Below are 15,365 nucleotides of genomic sequence, written 5' to 3'. Positions count from 1 at the left end.
AATGCAGCCACCAACAATGTAGCCACCAACAATGCAGCCACCAACGCAACAAACGAATCAGCAACCTGCAGATCAAGACTGTGATTGTGATAAACACAGTATCCGTTCCAACAAAAGCAATAAAAAAACGTAAAAATAGATCATGATTGTAAAAAAAGTTACCCAGTTTGAACGATTAAGCGGACCGAAATGGGTCCGCTTTTTCTTTTTGTCTAACGATGGATACCCTGAAATGTCTTTCCATTCTCAGAGATAATAGAAAAGGTGATTGGAAATAATGGACGACGTACTGAAGTTGGAGGAAAAAAATTTTAGAAAGACAATAGTCGGAACAAAAAAAATTCGTATAGGAAATGGAGGAGCTTCTGGCAGTGTGTATCCGATTAACGAGTCCATTCCGTTTTTAAGAAGGTCTATAAATTGTTCTTTGGATAATGGTGTAAATTTTCCTTTACCATCATTTACTATTGCAAAACTATCAGAAATAAACTTTTTTATTGCAATGAAAAAACAAAACATATAGTTCCACTAAGGGTTTATATCCCTAAAAAATAAGAAACGCGAAATCGCATTTCTTAATTGATATACAGGCAAACGAATATAAAATAAGGGTGAGAGATCATGGGGAATTCGGGGCAAAAGCAATATGAGTAAAAGCACTGGCTATTGGTTTTATTACAAGCTTAAGCAAGCACCTTCAGGACCTAACTAAAAGGGACCTATTTTTGTACTGTACGTGGCTGCTATGCAGGTACCCATCCAGTACCATTCCATCTGTAACATGAAGTACCGTTGCACATTCTATCACCGTCATATTTCCATCCTGTCCAAGCTCCAGTATTATCTAACCAGTACCAGTTGCCATCACTTAGCCGATCTGTCCAATATCCATTCTGGCCTGGCTGAAGGCAATTACAAAAATAGTACCATTTATCACCTTGGAGTTCCCATCGAGGTGTTACTGGTTGATTACAACCAAATTGATCGCTAGACGAAGCAAGCCACATCACCCATTTATTGCGATCTGGTTCTTGATTACTTGGTGCAAAAGCAATACCTACTCTATCAAATCGAGGATTAGTCATATTGTTAAAATGTCCTATACTACAAAACCAGCCTGCAAAAATTTCGTAAGGTGTTGAGTAATATCTGTGTAGATTTTCGCCAATACAGTTTGTCCAAATATTTGTGTTAGTTTGCCTTAATTGAGTTGCCAAACCAATTGCATCTCTACCTTGAAAAATGTGTCCGAAATAATTATATTGTACCATTTCGTTTGCTTTAGCTCTTGCACCGATAGTTAAACCTTGATCAGCTACAAGCATTGGTCTATTCATATTGTCTGCCATATTGAGATTGGTACGAAGAAGATTTGTATATCGTCGAATGGCTTCTTCTGGTCCCAACCTATCTATTTCTGGATCCTGACAAGGTAAAAATGCTTGGTTAGTTAAGTTAGCACAAGTGCCGATTGTTGTCGGAGGTGGGCAACCGTTGGCAAGTGGTGTTCGATAAGGTTCTTGGTTTTCATTATTGGTCAATATTTAATCACTCCTTTTAAGATATGGAATATTTTATGAAGAAAAAAGGAGGAGGCTTGTCCGTTTGCCCAATGGTATAAGTCCATTTTTGTTCATTCTCGTAATCAGAAACGGCGGTTAAGCCTGACTAACTCCTAGAAAGAAAATATTGTCCTAACTATTTTCTGAGGTGAAAGAGGAACACTTGAAGTTGCTCTGGATAAAAGAAATTGGTGGAATTATTAATCAACATTTAATAATTTCCATACTCTCCTAAACTGCCCCCCGTCTTCCTTCTCCTTTATCCAGAAAAAAGAGAAAATTCCTTTTTGAATTTCAGCTAACTTTTTTGGAGTCTAAAAACCGACTGTTTAATAGTGTCTAAAAGTTGTAAGTTTTGAACACTGGGAAAGAATCTGTTTTTTTCTGTCTTTTCTTACTTGTTTTGTGTCTAGAAGTTAGTCTATAATAAACGTACGGAAAGTTATATATCTTTTAGACGGGAGGAATAAAAAAATGGGTGAACTAGTTGGATATGCAAGAGTAAGCACCTTTGATCAGGATTATTCCTTGCAAGTTGAACGGTTAGAGAAGTATGGTTGCACCAAGATTTTTCATGAAAAGAAAAGCGGCAAGAATACCGGGCGACCTGAACTCAAAAAAACATTGGAGTATTTAAGGTCAGGTGATAAACTAGTCGTTTATAAAATTGACCGCTTGGCCAGATCAACGAGAGATTTACAAAATATTGTCCATGACCTGTTAGAAAAAAATATCGGTGTGGTATTCATCAAAGAACAAATTGACTTCACCACTGCTGCAGGAAAATTAATGTTCACAATGTTGGGTGCTATTGCAGAATTTGAAAGAGATTTAATCAGTGAACGTACTAAGGAAGGAAGAGAAAGGGCCAAAGTGCAAGGAAAGCACTTAGGACGGAAAGGGCAGGACACCAAGGAAATTAAAAGGGCCATAAAGCTTTTTGCAGAACGAGAAAAGAACGGTTTGAGTGTGAATGATATTTCTAAACAAACAGGCGTGCCACGATCAACGATTTATGCTAAGTCAAAGGTATTAGAACAATAAGCCATGAAGCAAACATGAGCCTATTGACTGTAGGTTTACTCGAAAACACAACCATGGGGCGGTTCTTCCTTCAAACTATGTTAGCGGTAGCGGAAATGGAAAGAAATATGATTGTGGAACGAACCCAGGAAGGGAAAGCATTAGCTAAGCAGCGTGAAGATTTTAGAGAAGGTCGCCCGAGGAAGTTTAAAAAAGCCCAAATCGAGCATGCATTGAAACTCCTTGAAAGCAACTCCTACATGCAAGTGGAAAATATCACAGGCATAAGTAAAAGCACGCTTATCAGGGCAAAGAAACGAACAGGATGCAGCTGAGCGAATGAAAAACGAATACAAGTAAAATGAGTCGGCCATAATGGTCGATTTTTTAATTACATCAACTGTTATAACGACTATCACTTTAAATGTTTTAATTGTAATTACAGTTGCATGAATAAATGATCAAGTTGTGGTTGCAATTGGCTTGCCTTATTCAACTAACGGGGCAGTTTAGTTTAATAACAAATTTTTACAGTAACATAGTTTTAGGTGTGGTAAAATATGTTATTAGTACAAACTCGAACCTGTAAGGAGGTTTTTATATGAAAGGGAAATTAGTTTTAGCCATAGGGTTTGCTGGTGCTTTAGCATTATCAATCGGTTTTGCGAAGGACCTGCAAAGTACAAAGGTATTTGCACAAACTGAACAATCAAAAGTAAAAGTTGAACAAACAGCCACTAATAACGGAGATCAATACAGAGTTATATCAGTAGAAGAGCAAAATCGTAGAGAAGGAAATATAGCTGAAGGAAAAAATGTTACCACGAATATATCAGTAGAAGAGCAAAATATGGTGGAAAATAGTTCAGCTCAACAAGGGTTTGTTCCACAAAAAAATGGGACAGGTTTCTTTTTTACTAAAGTACAATGAAAATAAGTATAACTCGCTACTTTTTACTAACGAGTGCTTTTTGAGGAAGAAAAAACCTGGATCTATTCCAGGCTTTTTTAATTTTCCTTCTTCAACTAACTGGCAGTTTAGTTGAAGAAAAGAGGAATTTCTCATTCTGTATAGAATTTTCAAAGAAAGGATAAAAATGTAATTTTTTTGGGGGGTTATTAGTGAATTTTTTGGTTAGTGTTATATCAATCTGTTGTGGATCTTGGATGTCCATTTATTTATATGGTTTATATGCAACACACTCAGCAAAATACAATCATGGTCTCATAATATTTCCATTATTACTGTTTTCTATTGTCATCTATTGTGTTTATTCAGAAACAAAAAAACTTGAAAAAACACAGTAAAGTTAATTACTGTGTTTTACTATAAAGTATGCTTAGCTTCAGCAGACATTTTAGGAAGGTTTGTGAATAATGTTCTTCAACTGCTGTTCACAGCGATTCATGGATGGCTAACGGGGCAGTAGAGTTGAAGAACGGATAGAGTTTCTATTTATGGAGGTGTTGGAATGAAACTTAACAAAATAAACGTCTTAGGATGGTTAATTATTATATTTTTGGGTATAAGTGAATTCTTTTTTAAAGAAGAACTACCAATGATAACGAAGGGTTTAGGTGGACTTATTTGTATAATTATTGGTTCAACTTTAGTTTTCTATAAAGGTAAAAAAGGAACAGACAAACATTAGAAAATATGTATATCTTTCTAAGTTTGTGAAGAAATGTACTTAAACTAACGGGTGCAAGAGTTAAAGAAGGTGATCGCTGCGGCGGTCTTATTTTGTTATTGAAGTAACGGGGCAGGTTACTTGAAGAAGGAAATACTTTCCTCAAGGTCGAATTTAGATGAAGTGGAACAGGAGTGAGGAAATGTTTAGTTTTAAAAAGAAGGCAAAAAAATTCTACATACCAGGTGACAAGATTATACGATTAATCCACTCTGAAGAAGGTTGCATTGCTTCTGATAGAATAACGGTTGATGGTTGCAAAGTTGGATTTATGTATAGAGAAGAATTATATCAAAACGGAAATCCAGATAGTGGTTGGAGATTTCTTGCTGGTGATGAGAGTGATGAATATATGGGTAACTCTGAGAACCATTCAGTTTTTCAAGTTAATACAATATGTAATTACGATAACGAAATAATTCCGTTTCTTAGTTCCCCTCCAGGTACGGCATATATCCGTGATGAAGAGGGGAAACTCGTCCTTGATGAAGAGTGGGAACAACCAGAAGATTAAAATGCAGTTCTTCAACTAAGGGTGCAAGAGTTCAACAAGGAGTTGCTGCGGCAACTCTTTTCTTATTGAACAAACGGGTTAGGATAGTTCAAGGAAAGGTAAAATAAAATAGATAATAAAAGAGGCAGTATTCGGCACGATAGTTGCTATTTTTAATGTCACTATAGATTTCTCAAAAACATAAATCCTCTCCACTTTGCCGTAAGGGTAGCGATCGTCTATAAATTTTTTCATGCTATCCCATGCAGCTTCGTAGCCTTCATGAAGAAATGTTGTCTTTATGGAATTTTGCATTCCTGCAAATAACCCCCTCTATATTTCGCTGTTAGTCCGATAATTTGCTCAACTCTCCATTCAAATAGCGGGCTATCTTGCTTGTGATACGCTTTTTCTTTTGTCGTACCGCGTTTTCTGCTATTCCAAATGTATCCGCAAGGTCATTTGTGCTGTATCCGTGTCCCCATAAAGTAACGAAAAGCCTTTGCTCTGCTGAACACATTGCATTGACCGCCACTGAAACATCCATCAGTTCAAAAAAAGTAGTCATTGATTTCCCAGGTGTCGCTAATGATGTAAGCATAAGAGATCAACTAGCTCACAGATTGAGGTGTGTAGTCCTTTTGCATGTTTACATTCCTCTTTTCTCGAAGGTCGTCCCTCGACTTGTTTCCTTTTAATTGAGAAAAGAAGGAAAAAAACCTTTTTGGTAATTTCAGGAATAAACTATAATGGAAGAATAGAGAGGGGCTGGTCGATTGTGCGTGGAAGAAAGAAAGGAAATCATAATGGGATTAAAGCAGCGATTTTTGTCATCATTTTGTTTGGGATTATTTTTTTCCTTGCTGATCTATTTCAAGATGATTCTTACTATGATGATTATCAAACCAATGACGACAATACAGACCACTTCGATGAATCCGTAAAAATATTAGATAACATATTAGAAAAGGAGAGAAAAAACGGGGATTAATAAGCCCTATTGGCAATACTCGCGAGAACTGTCGAATGATTTTTTCCTTTTCGGGACAAGTTCTAGTGTTATAATTGTACTTACAGTAATAACAATAATGACAGATGGGTATATAAATAATACTTTCTGTCAAAGATGGGAAGGAGTTTAACAGGAATGGTGGTTAAAGAAATGACTAGAGAAGAAAAAAGGGATAGTCATATCAGAAGAACTCGCCGAGTAGCTCGTATGGGAAACAGCTTAGGAATTGGCATTCCGGCTGAATTTGTTGATCTTTTCAAAATCGAGCGTGGAGATGAATTTGAATTCTCTATTAATGAAGAAACTAAGGAAATCATTATTAAGCCGGTTCAAGTTATGGGCATGCCAAAAGGTGTCCGCCCAGAAGTCATGAAAGCTTTGGGGAAAGCTTTTTCTAAATATGACCAAACATTCAGAAATTTGAAAAATCGCTAATTCTAGAGCAAAAGGAACTGAACAATGAACGAAGAATACTATTATGAAGAGGAAATTCAATATTTTACAGCCGAAGAACTAGAATTGATTCATTTTGCCATAATGGAATTGACAGATGATAGCGAACAAGCTGGAATTAAGTATCCAGACCGATTCGATTCATGTTTGAAAAGACCGCAAACCGATTATTTTGGCGAGCCGCAATATCCCACATTATTAGAAAAAGCAGGGGCATACTTTCATTCTGTTTGTAAAGACCATATCTTTCATAACGGAAATAAAAGGACTGCCCTTGCTGTTTTAACGACATTTTTACAAATCAATGGATACGAACTCACCATGACACCAGAAGAAGCGGAAGAATACACCGTTTTGGTAGCTGATGATGATTCCTATAAAGGAAATGGTGTTGCTAGAAGAATTGCAGCAGATCTTGCTGATTTTGTAGCTCCCATTGAGGAAGAAGAATACTAGATACATAGCTGATCCAAATGGGTTGGCTTTTTTCTTTGCAAAAATATAAAAAGCCCCAAAAAAGGGGCTGGATTAAATAAAAATGGACTCTTGGTAATTGATTTCATCGAAAGCGCCTTTGTCATATCGTCTTAAATAAGAGTCCAGCTTCCAAAATGACTCCTTATTGACAGGTGCATCCAATATGGCCTCCATCATCGTTATCCATTCTGTGAATGTGTGATCTCGTTTCAGAGCATTGCATGGTTTACAAGATGGCACAATATTGTCTTCGGTACTACCTTTAATGCCTAAACAAACAGGAATGAAATGATCTATTTCAACATCCTCCGATTCAAACAATTCTTTATTACAATAAGCGCAGCATAAAACGCCTTTATCATTTAAAAAATGATTCAACATCAATTCAACACTATGTTTGGTGAGATTATAAGGCAAACCTTCTCTTTGCGCCCTGCTGTTTATACCTGCTGCTCTATCTACAACCTTTTGATATTTAAAAACGGTTATAGGGTCAGGATCTGTTTTAATCTTTTTTTCATAATTCCTAGTTTTGGCATATTCACGCTGGCATTTTTTACACGCCATTGAACTGGTATTGAAAGCATTCCTATTTAAAAGGTTTTTACATTTCCAACAATACCGGAAAGGCATTTTTCCAAATACTCGGTTAATGTCTCTTTTCTCCCACTGATTTAATTCTCTTTTGCCGTTTAAATAATCTTGAAAGATAAAATATAACCGTTCATTTGTTTCTTTCAGCAATTCATATGGATGCATAGTTTTTTCTTGGTTCATTTATTTTTCACCTTACATCAGATCATTTTCAATCAAGTATTGACACATTACCTCGTTCATAAACCTAAATGGAAAACACTGGTGTACAAAACATACAAAATGATAAATGAGAAAAAAGCGGTCTGTAAGTTGAGAAAAAGTCCTATTTACACGAGCTTTATTGTGGTTGGTACGACATCAAAAATGGGGCAAGAAGCCGCAATTGAACTTTTTTAGAGGTTGTGAACAATTTAAAGCTTTTCACAAGCATCTCTTTGGAATTGAAGTAAGATCATTTGTTATGGATGATAAACAGTTTAAAAAGGTGAAAAATTGGATGCACTATTTTCATCCAAACGGAATCTACCGTTAAAAAAGTGATTGACTCAACAAATTGCACATACATAACAAAAAGCTGACATTGTGGCAGCTTTTCTTTCTTTTTTACGCTGAGAATGTTTCCAACTAAATAAAACCGCTATTGAAGATTAATATGGAGAGTTAATTCAAAGTGTGGTAAGCACAACCACTTCAATTCCATTAATGAAGTCATTACAAAGTTTGATAGGGAGGCTTAAGTCCAGAAAAAAAATTTTTTTCTACGGGGAGGCTAGGTCGCTAAGCGTTCCCGTCTGAAAGTGGTTAATGTGCTTTGAATGAGAAGAAAATAAAGGGGTTATGCTCTTCTCATGGAGGTGAAAAGAATGGGTAAATATGCAGATGGAACGTTTGGTGGAATGGGAAAATCCCCAATTGTAAAATCCGGACCTACTTATGGGTTAGAACGTTCACGAAATAAAGGTGGAGAATGGCGTGCCAAACGCAGTGATACAGGTATTACTCGAAAATAACAGGAGGTTTTCATTATGAGAAACTTTTTAACTGTCATCCTGCTTCTCGTTTATTACTGGGATGGTTGCTAATTTTTTGCTATGCTGGGGGGCTTTGATCCAAATCTAATCAAAAAGTGACTTCTTCGAATTCCCTTTGAGTGTGTGAAGAAGAACGAATGGGAAGACACGGTCAAATGCGATTAATGCGGAGCCTAAAAGGGTTCAGCGTACATATGTCCAGAATGTAAGCTTTAAGGCCTAATTTTGTCGTTCTTTTTTTGTTTACATATAGAATGTATGTTCGTATATAATATTCGTAAAGGGGGCGATTATATGGCGATAAGAGATCGAGGGATGATGAAATGGCAAGCAGCATTCCAGTTACCAGAATTAGCGAAGACACAGCGTGACTTTTGGCAGGATTCTGAACGGCACGCAAAGCCATTATTAGACGAGCATGAAACCGAGGAATTCGATCTACGCATAATTTATGCTAAGGAATACGGTCACTCGGTAAAACTGACTGTATGGGATGAAGGATTTACTCACGACGTTAATGGCCGAGTTCATTATGTGGAACCTAATAGGCATGAGCTTCTTATTGAAGTAAAGCCTGGTGAATTAGAGCGGGTTGCATTTGAAAGTGTTGTGGGAGTAAAGGTAGTGGACTAAACGAATATTAAGAAAACGTCAGCCCTAGATGAGGTTGGCGTTTTTTATTTTTATCTATACACCGAATTCGCTTCCGTTATAGAGGCAGATTAGTTTGCCGCGGCAGCTTCAGTTTGAGGTAAGGCTGTCATAATCATTAATGCGGCTTTGGAGAATGTTGCAGCAGTTACTGTTTTATATTAAACAGAAATGATTATGAAACCAACTCCGACTATATGTATTAAAAAAATCATGGTTATTGCCGGCATTACCATTGAAAGTATTGCTAAATTAGGCAATAGGTTAGCAGTCATACCATTATTTCTGGCATATTCCATTAATGTGATAAGTTTATATCACTTACCTTCACATCATATTCATCTATATATTCCACTACTTTCATTATTCTGCTAATTGCGTACTCTTTATCTGATACGTCATCGGCAATTAGTTCGCCAGCTAAATCGAGCAGTTGAACTTTAATGCGGCTATTGTTAACTTTGCTTCAAGTAGATCGTTCAAGTGTTTCCCCCTACAGTTTGTTATAAAAAATCAGTACTAGGCCCTCCTTTTAATTGGTAGGGCCATTTTCACGCTCGTACAAATCTTCTATCTTGACGTTTAATAATTCAGCTAATACGAATGCCTTATCTATTGGAATTAAACTGTGGCCCGTCTCATAATTGCGTAATTGCTTCACGCTCACTTCTAATTTATCAGCAATAAACGATTTCTTTAACCCACTATTAATTATTAATTCTCCTATGCGACTTATCATATTATGCACCACCTGTCTTAATTATTCTCTATCATTGAAATTTTCCCTTTAGGAAATTTAATTGGTGAAAAAGGTAAATTTAATTTCATATTATGGTTTTAGCGGTCATATCATCTATTAAACATGCTGAATGGAGGTGCCACAATGAGCAAAAACAAAGTTATAAAGTCTGTTTCGTTCAATGTTATGAATGACCAGGATAAAGCGTATCTGGAACGGATTGAAGGTGTAAATTTCTCTGGTTATGTCAAGAGGCTGATCGAGAAGGATATGCGGCAGCGGAAGTTTATAAAATCCGAAAAAAAAACTGTTCAATCACCAGCTGATCATACCGCATTCGTCACGAAAGGGACTCCGCTAATACTGAAAACGGAGTAGCCTCTTCTCTCACAGGTATTTCGTTACAGTGTAACACGGTTGACATTGTCAATTGTCATGACGATTGGAAAGGGGCCTTGCGTTTTGATAGAAGGGAAGGGGTTAGGCGCAAAGAAAATTAATCGAGTGAACCTGTCGCTTACGAATAAGGAAGCATTCAAGTTGAACCGACTAGCCACAGCCTGCAACATGAAGCCGACCACTTTGGCAGGACTGCTAATCGAAATAAGTTTAAACAATGCGGGACTGGTGGACAGATTGCAGAAAGAGTACTGCACCCAAACCTCATATAGAGTAATCCTCGTTAATAACGGTGCAGGGGAGCTAGTTTATCTATTAAACGGCAGGGAGGATGGTTAAATGAATTGGGTAAGTTTTTTCTCAGGGGTTACTACAGTGTTCATAACATATGCATTATTTAGCCGTGTATTGGAGGAGGAAGAAGATGAAATTGCAGTGGATGATCAATCGGGTGTAGCGGTAAATGGTTTATCTGGACGCTATGTCACACTTTCCTGTCAAACATGCCGAAAATTAAAGAAGCATCGGGAAGTGGAAATTAATCTTTACCAATGTATGAAATGTAAACGGCATGTAGATTTACGGTAACTTTATGAAAAATATATAAAGTAATCATTTGGTGTCTATTTTCAAACTTGAGATGCTACACTTTTCTCCATTCGAGTTATAAAGCATGATTTTAGACATATTACAAATCCTGGTTACCCAGAATTGATTTCAATGCATACCCTAGCTTACCAATGCTACTCTCTGCACAGACAAGGAAAATCCTTCCTGACCAATTAAAGTCAAGGAGGGATATTCTTAATGCACGAATTGGGTAGTATTGTTAAAAATGAATATGAATATTTGAAAGAGTCAAAATAATAGTTTACAAAAATTAACTTTAATGTTAAAATTAAATTCCTGTGGCGGAACTGGCAGACGCGCTTGACTCGCAATCTTGTGTCTTCGGGCGTACGGGTTCGAGTCCCGTCAGGCTCATTTAATAGCACCTTTTATGGTGCTTTTTTGAGTTAATTTACTAAATTATCCAAAATACATACAAATGAATTAATGCCTATTACTAATATGGATAACTTTGATATTAAGATCATTTTTTCGTTGAAATTGGGGGGAGAAATATTGAATATATTTCTGGATACTACAGTATTTCATAATGGTAAAGATGTTTTTATGAATAGTCTTTATAATAAAATTTTGCTTAATATTTGTAGACAAAACGGTTTTAAAATTTATATTTCAAATGTTGTATTAATGGAAGCAAGACGTCAATACGAAAAATTTATTACGACTCATGTTAAAAACATTAGTAATGCTGTTGGTGCATTTAATCTAATACCTAATATGAGGAGAATTAATTTATATATTCCACCATTGGAAGAAGCTTTAAAACGATTTGATTCCTTTTTTAGTGATTTGGAAAAAGAAGGGACAGTCGTTATTGTAAATTATAGTAATGATATTCTACCAACCTTAATTAATCGGGCCATTAATCGGATAAAGCCTTTTACTGAAGAAAAACAGGAATTTCGAGATGCTATAATTTGGTTATCGTATGTGGGTATTGCAGAAAATCAAGACTTAAACGACTGTTTATTTGTGACAGCCAATACAAAAGATTATTGCTCAAAAGATAAAAAGTTGCACCCAGAATTAGCTGCAGACTCAGAACGTTTTACACTTTTTGTTGATTCACACTCATTAGTTCAATCTGACTTTTTAAAGAGTTTCAAAGAAACCCATGACCTTCTTGGAAAATTGAGAGAGAAGAAATGGACTAGTGAAGAACTATTAGTGTTATTAAATGATCCGCCTATTTTTAGTAATTTAGAAATTGAAATTGGCTTATATTTTACACAATTTGATGTAACAGGAATAGAACTTAAAAGAGCAAGGGTTTTATCAATTGAGTATATTTCTGGAGATTTTATTGTGCGAGGGTTTGCAGAATCGATTATTCAAGGGGTGGATGGTCCCTTATCAAATGATTTGGATATTGTTTTTGAATGTACTTATAATCCGGAAGAAAATAAATTTATAAATCTTACTATAGAAAATATTAACGACAATGAAGAGGGCGAGGAATATCTTGGAGATTGGGTTAATGATAGAGGGTGATTTTTAAGAAACACCAAATATTTATTGAACTCAGCGTCCAGCGTTTTTAAACAGACGTAACATGTGATTAGGCCCATGCAGCCACAACCTCGCCATTAGGCGGGGTTTTTATTTTGTCAAAAAGTCAAGTCGAGTTTTGTTTGTCCTCAAGTATGCGTTCATATTAATTTCTTTTCAATCGATGTGGAAGGGACGAATAACAGTAATCTTGACCACTTTTTGACCACGAAACATATAGAATGGTTTACCATTCAATTTAAAGATAAAAAAAAGCCCGTTTTATCAGGCTTTTTAAGAAATACATTTATTCGTTTTTCTTCCCTTTGTTTATTAAATTAAAGAGCGTAAAAAATACACTCGTTAAAGGCGGATTTGTCCGCAATTTGTCCGCATAATTTTTACATAGTAATTATAAAAATTTAATCATTATCTATTGAAACCACGTTATTATTGAATTTTTCGTTACTATTTACTTTTATTTAATTAGAAGTTGAATGGGCGGCATGATGTAATAACATCGGGTAGCCTTTTAATGCTTTAGAATTATTATAAAACACTAACTGGTAAAAACCACTTCCTAACAATAGGGAGTGGTTTTTTTTGTGTTCATAAATATGGAATTATCGCTTCCGCTCAAAGACTTTTTTTAATTACAAAAACTGCTTCAACCTCTTTTATGAGATATTTTATAAATAAGTCTTATCCATACTATAAAAATGATCATATCCGGAGGAGATTATGAAGAAGGGCAAACTTAGTTTACAAGCCGTTATTATAATATTTGTATGTATTGTCGTCGCTTTATCACTTGGAATAACTGATTTAATCATAAGCAAAAGAATTACCTCTAGTGTGGAACAAACAGAGAAAGAAAAAGCCCTGAATGTGGCAAAGATGGTTGCCCTTAGTCCTCAGGTGATTGGCGCTCTTGAAGGGAAAGCAAACAAAAAAAATGTACAAGTTTTTAGTAATCAAATAAGAAAAAAAACCAATGTTAACTTCGTTGTTGTGATGGATATGAAAGGTATGCGTCTATCTCACCCGAAACCTGAAAAGGTAGGAAAGCACTTCACAGGAGGAGATGAAGGGCCAGTTCTTAAAGGAAAGGAGTACGTGTCCATTTCAAAGGGGACTCTCGGTCGATCCATGCGGGCATTTACTCCAATAAAAAATTCACAAGGAAAACAAGTCGGTGCAGTTGCCGTAGGGATTTCATTAGAAAGTGTAACAAAGGCGGTACATAAAGGCCGTACGGGTATGGCAATCGGTACCGTCATTGGCATCTTAATTGGGATAGTTGGTGCAGCGGGCCTAGCGAGATACCTCAAAAGAACTCTTTTAGGACTCGAGCCGTTCGCGATTGCCAGGCTGCTTGAAGAGCGCAGTTCTATGCTTCAGTCTGTCCGCGAGGGAATCATAGCCATTGACCAGGAAGGAAACATCACCCTTGTAAACAGGGCAGCCAGTAAGCTTTTAAAAAAAGCCGGACTTGAAGGGAATCCTATAGGGATGAACGTTGAAGAGTATTTGCCAGAAACACGGTTAACTCGCATTATAGAATCGGGTGAATCGGAAATGGATCAAGAACAGAATCTACATGGGGTGACCATCTTAGTAAACAGGGTACCGGTGATTGTGGGAAATCAGCCGGTGGGGGCAATCGCTACTTTCCGTGATAAAACCGAGGTTCAAATTTTGGCCGAACAGCTTACAGGTGTGCGCAATTATGCGGATGCTCTCCGTGCTCAGGCGCATGAATTCATGAATAAACTTCATGTCATTCTTGGTCTGGTTCGTACTGAACAATACGATACACTCGCTAACTATGTGAGCGAAACCGTTAACCATCGTGAAACGGAAGTGGGTTTTGTAACAAAAAAAGTCCAAGATCCGGTTCTTGCCGGATTTCTGATTGGTAAGCTAAGTTTTGCAAGAGAATCTGGGGCTTTACTGTCATTTGATTGCGCAAATACACTTCCCACGCCTGCAAATTCGGAAATTACACATGAGTTAATAACGATCATTGGAAATCTCGTCGATAATGCAATGGAGGCAATTGCGGACTGTCCAATTAAAAAAGTCGAGCTTAAACTTGATTACGCAGAGGATATTTTGACAGTCGAGGTTAAAGACACAGGAATGGGAATGACGAAATCCCTCCAAAACAAAATACTAGATAAAGGCTTTTCCACAAAAGGAGACAACCGAGGATTCGGATTATATCTTTTGGCACAGGCAATTGAAAGACTGGAGGGCGACCTGATTATTTCGTCCAAGCCTGGAAAGGGAACGAATTTCGCCGTATATATACCTTATAATGCAGAGGATGAATAGAAATGATTAATGTAATGATTGTTGAAGATGACCCGATGGTAGCGGAAATCAATAAGCAGTACCTTTCTAAAATTGCTGGGTTCCGTTTAGCTGCAACAGTCAATTCTGTCGCTGAAGCTATCCAATGCTTGGGAAAAAATGATATTCAGCTAATACTTTTGGATATTTTTATGCCGGGAAAGCAGGGACTGGAACTGTTATCGTATCTTCGTAAAAATGATCTTGAAATTGATGTCATCATCATTTCAGCGGCCTCAGATCTGGAGCGAATTAAGAGGGCATTAAGGTATGGTGTGGTCGACTATTTGATTAAGCCTTTCGAGTTTGAACGGTTTAATGCTGCACTTACTTCCTACCTTGAGCAAACTCGGTTCATTGATAAACAGGATTCAGTTAGCCAGCAGGAGCTCGATCACTTACTTTTGCATAGAGAAGAGGCCGTCATCGCAGAGGAACTGCCAAAGGGATTAACGAAGGATACCTTAAAGCAGATCTGGGATGCGGTTCAAGAGTTGAAGCAGGGACCATTTTCCACTGAGGAAGTAGCGAATGTGGTAGGCATTTCTAGGGTTTCAGCAAGAAAGTACCTTAACTTTTTAAAGGACTTAGGAATACTTGAAGTCAAGGTTATCTATGGAACCATCGGAAGGCCTGTGTATCAGCATGAATATAATCAATTTAAAGAACACTTAATAAAAAACTTTTTGTAAGCAGTTATTGAAACTGCTTACTTTTTTTAATTACAAAAAGAATGATTAAACTTTCATAAACTATGAAAACGG

The 15,365-nt window shown here is 36.7% G+C and carries 21 protein-coding genes and 1 pseudogene; 17 read left to right on the top strand and 5 right to left on the bottom strand.

What is annotated here, in order from left to right:
• The first annotated feature begins 277 nt into the window (after positions 1 to 277).
• Positions 278 to 523, top strand: a complete 246-nt coding sequence (locus V7161_RS26880) for a hypothetical protein (protein ID WP_335715866.1) — start codon at positions 278 to 280, stop codon at positions 521 to 523.
• 220 nt (positions 524 to 743) lie between these two features.
• Here the strand turns inward: V7161_RS26880 and V7161_RS26875 are convergent, their stop codons facing one another.
• The gene (locus V7161_RS26875; RefSeq protein ID WP_335715865.1) at positions 744 to 1,541 is read right to left on the bottom strand and encodes a CAP domain-containing protein; all 798 of its coding nucleotides are present in this window, start codon (positions 1,539 to 1,541) and stop codon (positions 744 to 746) included.
• Between the two features lie 495 nt (positions 1,542 to 2,036).
• Here V7161_RS26875 and V7161_RS26870 point away from each other — a divergent pair, with 495 nt between their 5' ends.
• From V7161_RS26870 to V7161_RS26850, 5 genes and pseudogenes are all read left to right on the top strand, one after another.
• Complete coding sequence (locus V7161_RS26870) at positions 2,037 to 2,606, top strand: recombinase family protein (protein ID WP_335715864.1); 570 nt, start codon at positions 2,037 to 2,039, stop codon at positions 2,604 to 2,606.
• Between the two features lie 23 nt (positions 2,607 to 2,629).
• Positions 2,630 to 2,920 (top strand): annotated as a pseudogene (locus tag V7161_RS26865) (recombinase family protein); the annotation flags it as partial.
• Positions 2,921 to 3,186: 266 nt separating this feature from the next.
• Entirely contained in the window at positions 3,187 to 3,516 is a 330-nt protein-coding gene (locus V7161_RS26860) for a hypothetical protein (RefSeq protein ID WP_335715863.1), read from the top strand.
• 541 nt (positions 3,517 to 4,057) lie between these two features.
• Complete coding sequence (locus V7161_RS26855; protein ID WP_335715862.1) at positions 4,058 to 4,237, top strand: hypothetical protein; 180 nt, start codon at positions 4,058 to 4,060, stop codon at positions 4,235 to 4,237.
• Positions 4,238 to 4,418: 181 nt separating this feature from the next.
• Positions 4,419 to 4,790, top strand: a complete 372-nt coding sequence (locus V7161_RS26850) for a DUF2185 domain-containing protein (protein WP_335715861.1) — start codon at positions 4,419 to 4,421, stop codon at positions 4,788 to 4,790.
• Positions 4,791 to 4,868: 78 nt separating this feature from the next.
• Here V7161_RS26850 and V7161_RS26845 read toward each other — a convergent pair whose 3' ends face one another.
• Both V7161_RS26845 and V7161_RS26840 read right to left on the bottom strand, forming a co-directional pair.
• Complete coding sequence (locus V7161_RS26845; RefSeq protein WP_335715860.1) at positions 4,869 to 5,084, bottom strand: hypothetical protein; 216 nt, start codon at positions 5,082 to 5,084, stop codon at positions 4,869 to 4,871.
• A gap of 31 nt (positions 5,085 to 5,115) precedes the next feature.
• Entirely contained in the window at positions 5,116 to 5,370 is a 255-nt protein-coding gene (locus V7161_RS26840) for a hypothetical protein (protein WP_335715859.1), read from the bottom strand.
• Between the two features lie 177 nt (positions 5,371 to 5,547).
• On the opposite strand from V7161_RS26840, the gene V7161_RS26835 reads away from it, so the two are divergent.
• The 3 genes from V7161_RS26835 (at position 5,548) to V7161_RS26825 (ending at position 6,690) form a co-directional block, all read left to right on the top strand.
• Entirely contained in the window at positions 5,548 to 5,760 is a 213-nt protein-coding gene (locus V7161_RS26835; RefSeq protein ID WP_335715858.1) for a hypothetical protein, read from the top strand.
• 156 nt (positions 5,761 to 5,916) lie between these two features.
• A complete protein-coding gene (locus V7161_RS26830; protein WP_335715857.1) occupies positions 5,917 to 6,216 on the top strand; it encodes an AbrB/MazE/SpoVT family DNA-binding domain-containing protein in 300 nt (99 codons plus the stop codon).
• A gap of 24 nt (positions 6,217 to 6,240) precedes the next feature.
• On the top strand, positions 6,241 to 6,690 hold the full coding sequence (locus V7161_RS26825) for a type II toxin-antitoxin system death-on-curing family toxin (protein WP_335715856.1): 450 nt from the start codon (positions 6,241 to 6,243) through the stop codon (positions 6,688 to 6,690).
• 72 nt (positions 6,691 to 6,762) lie between these two features.
• On the opposite strand, the gene V7161_RS26820 is transcribed toward V7161_RS26825, so the two are convergent.
• Positions 6,763 to 7,488, bottom strand: coding sequence for an HNH endonuclease signature motif containing protein (locus V7161_RS26820; RefSeq protein WP_335715855.1), 726 nt, complete (start codon positions 7,486 to 7,488; stop codon positions 6,763 to 6,765).
• A gap of 683 nt (positions 7,489 to 8,171) precedes the next feature.
• Between V7161_RS26820 and V7161_RS26815 the strand changes: the two genes are divergently transcribed.
• Complete coding sequence (locus tag V7161_RS26815; RefSeq protein WP_335715854.1) at positions 8,172 to 8,318, top strand: hypothetical protein; 147 nt, start codon at positions 8,172 to 8,174, stop codon at positions 8,316 to 8,318.
• 315 nt (positions 8,319 to 8,633) lie between these two features.
• On the top strand, positions 8,634 to 8,972 hold the full coding sequence (locus tag V7161_RS26810) for a YolD-like family protein (protein ID WP_335715853.1): 339 nt from the start codon (positions 8,634 to 8,636) through the stop codon (positions 8,970 to 8,972).
• A 550-nt stretch (positions 8,973 to 9,522) separates the two neighbouring features.
• On the opposite strand, the gene V7161_RS26805 is transcribed toward V7161_RS26810, so the two are convergent.
• A complete protein-coding gene (locus V7161_RS26805) occupies positions 9,523 to 9,729 on the bottom strand; it encodes a helix-turn-helix transcriptional regulator (RefSeq protein ID WP_335715852.1) in 207 nt (68 codons plus the stop codon).
• Positions 9,730 to 9,873: 144 nt separating this feature from the next.
• Between V7161_RS26805 and V7161_RS26800 the strand changes: the two genes are divergently transcribed.
• The 6 genes from V7161_RS26800 (at position 9,874) to V7161_RS26775 (ending at position 15,293) form a co-directional block, all read left to right on the top strand.
• Positions 9,874 to 10,107, top strand: coding sequence for a hypothetical protein (locus V7161_RS26800; RefSeq protein WP_335715851.1), 234 nt, complete (start codon positions 9,874 to 9,876; stop codon positions 10,105 to 10,107).
• Between the two features lie 84 nt (positions 10,108 to 10,191).
• On the top strand, positions 10,192 to 10,467 hold the full coding sequence (locus tag V7161_RS26795) for a hypothetical protein (RefSeq protein ID WP_335715850.1): 276 nt from the start codon (positions 10,192 to 10,194) through the stop codon (positions 10,465 to 10,467).
• On the top strand, positions 10,468 to 10,716 hold the full coding sequence (locus V7161_RS26790; RefSeq protein ID WP_335715849.1) for a hypothetical protein: 249 nt from the start codon (positions 10,468 to 10,470) through the stop codon (positions 10,714 to 10,716). It begins immediately after the preceding gene.
• Positions 10,717 to 11,253: 537 nt separating this feature from the next.
• Positions 11,254 to 12,249, top strand: coding sequence for a PIN domain-containing protein (locus V7161_RS26785; protein ID WP_335715848.1), 996 nt, complete (start codon positions 11,254 to 11,256; stop codon positions 12,247 to 12,249).
• A 738-nt stretch (positions 12,250 to 12,987) separates the two neighbouring features.
• Entirely contained in the window at positions 12,988 to 14,583 is a 1,596-nt protein-coding gene (gene dcuS, locus V7161_RS26780; protein ID WP_335715847.1) for a DcuS/MalK family sensor histidine kinase, read from the top strand.
• 2 nt (positions 14,584 to 14,585) lie between these two features.
• On the top strand, positions 14,586 to 15,293 hold the full coding sequence (locus V7161_RS26775; protein ID WP_335715846.1) for a response regulator: 708 nt from the start codon (positions 14,586 to 14,588) through the stop codon (positions 15,291 to 15,293).
• The last annotated feature ends 72 nt before the right edge of the window (positions 15,294 to 15,365 follow it).

Origin of the sequence: Neobacillus drentensis, assembly GCF_036965425.1 — a bacterium.
GTDB lineage: Bacteria > Bacillota > Bacilli > Bacillales > Cytobacillaceae > Neobacillus > Neobacillus drentensis_F.
The sequence above is the reverse complement of the archived record's forward strand: the minus strand, read 5'-3'. Positions and strand labels throughout refer to the sequence as shown.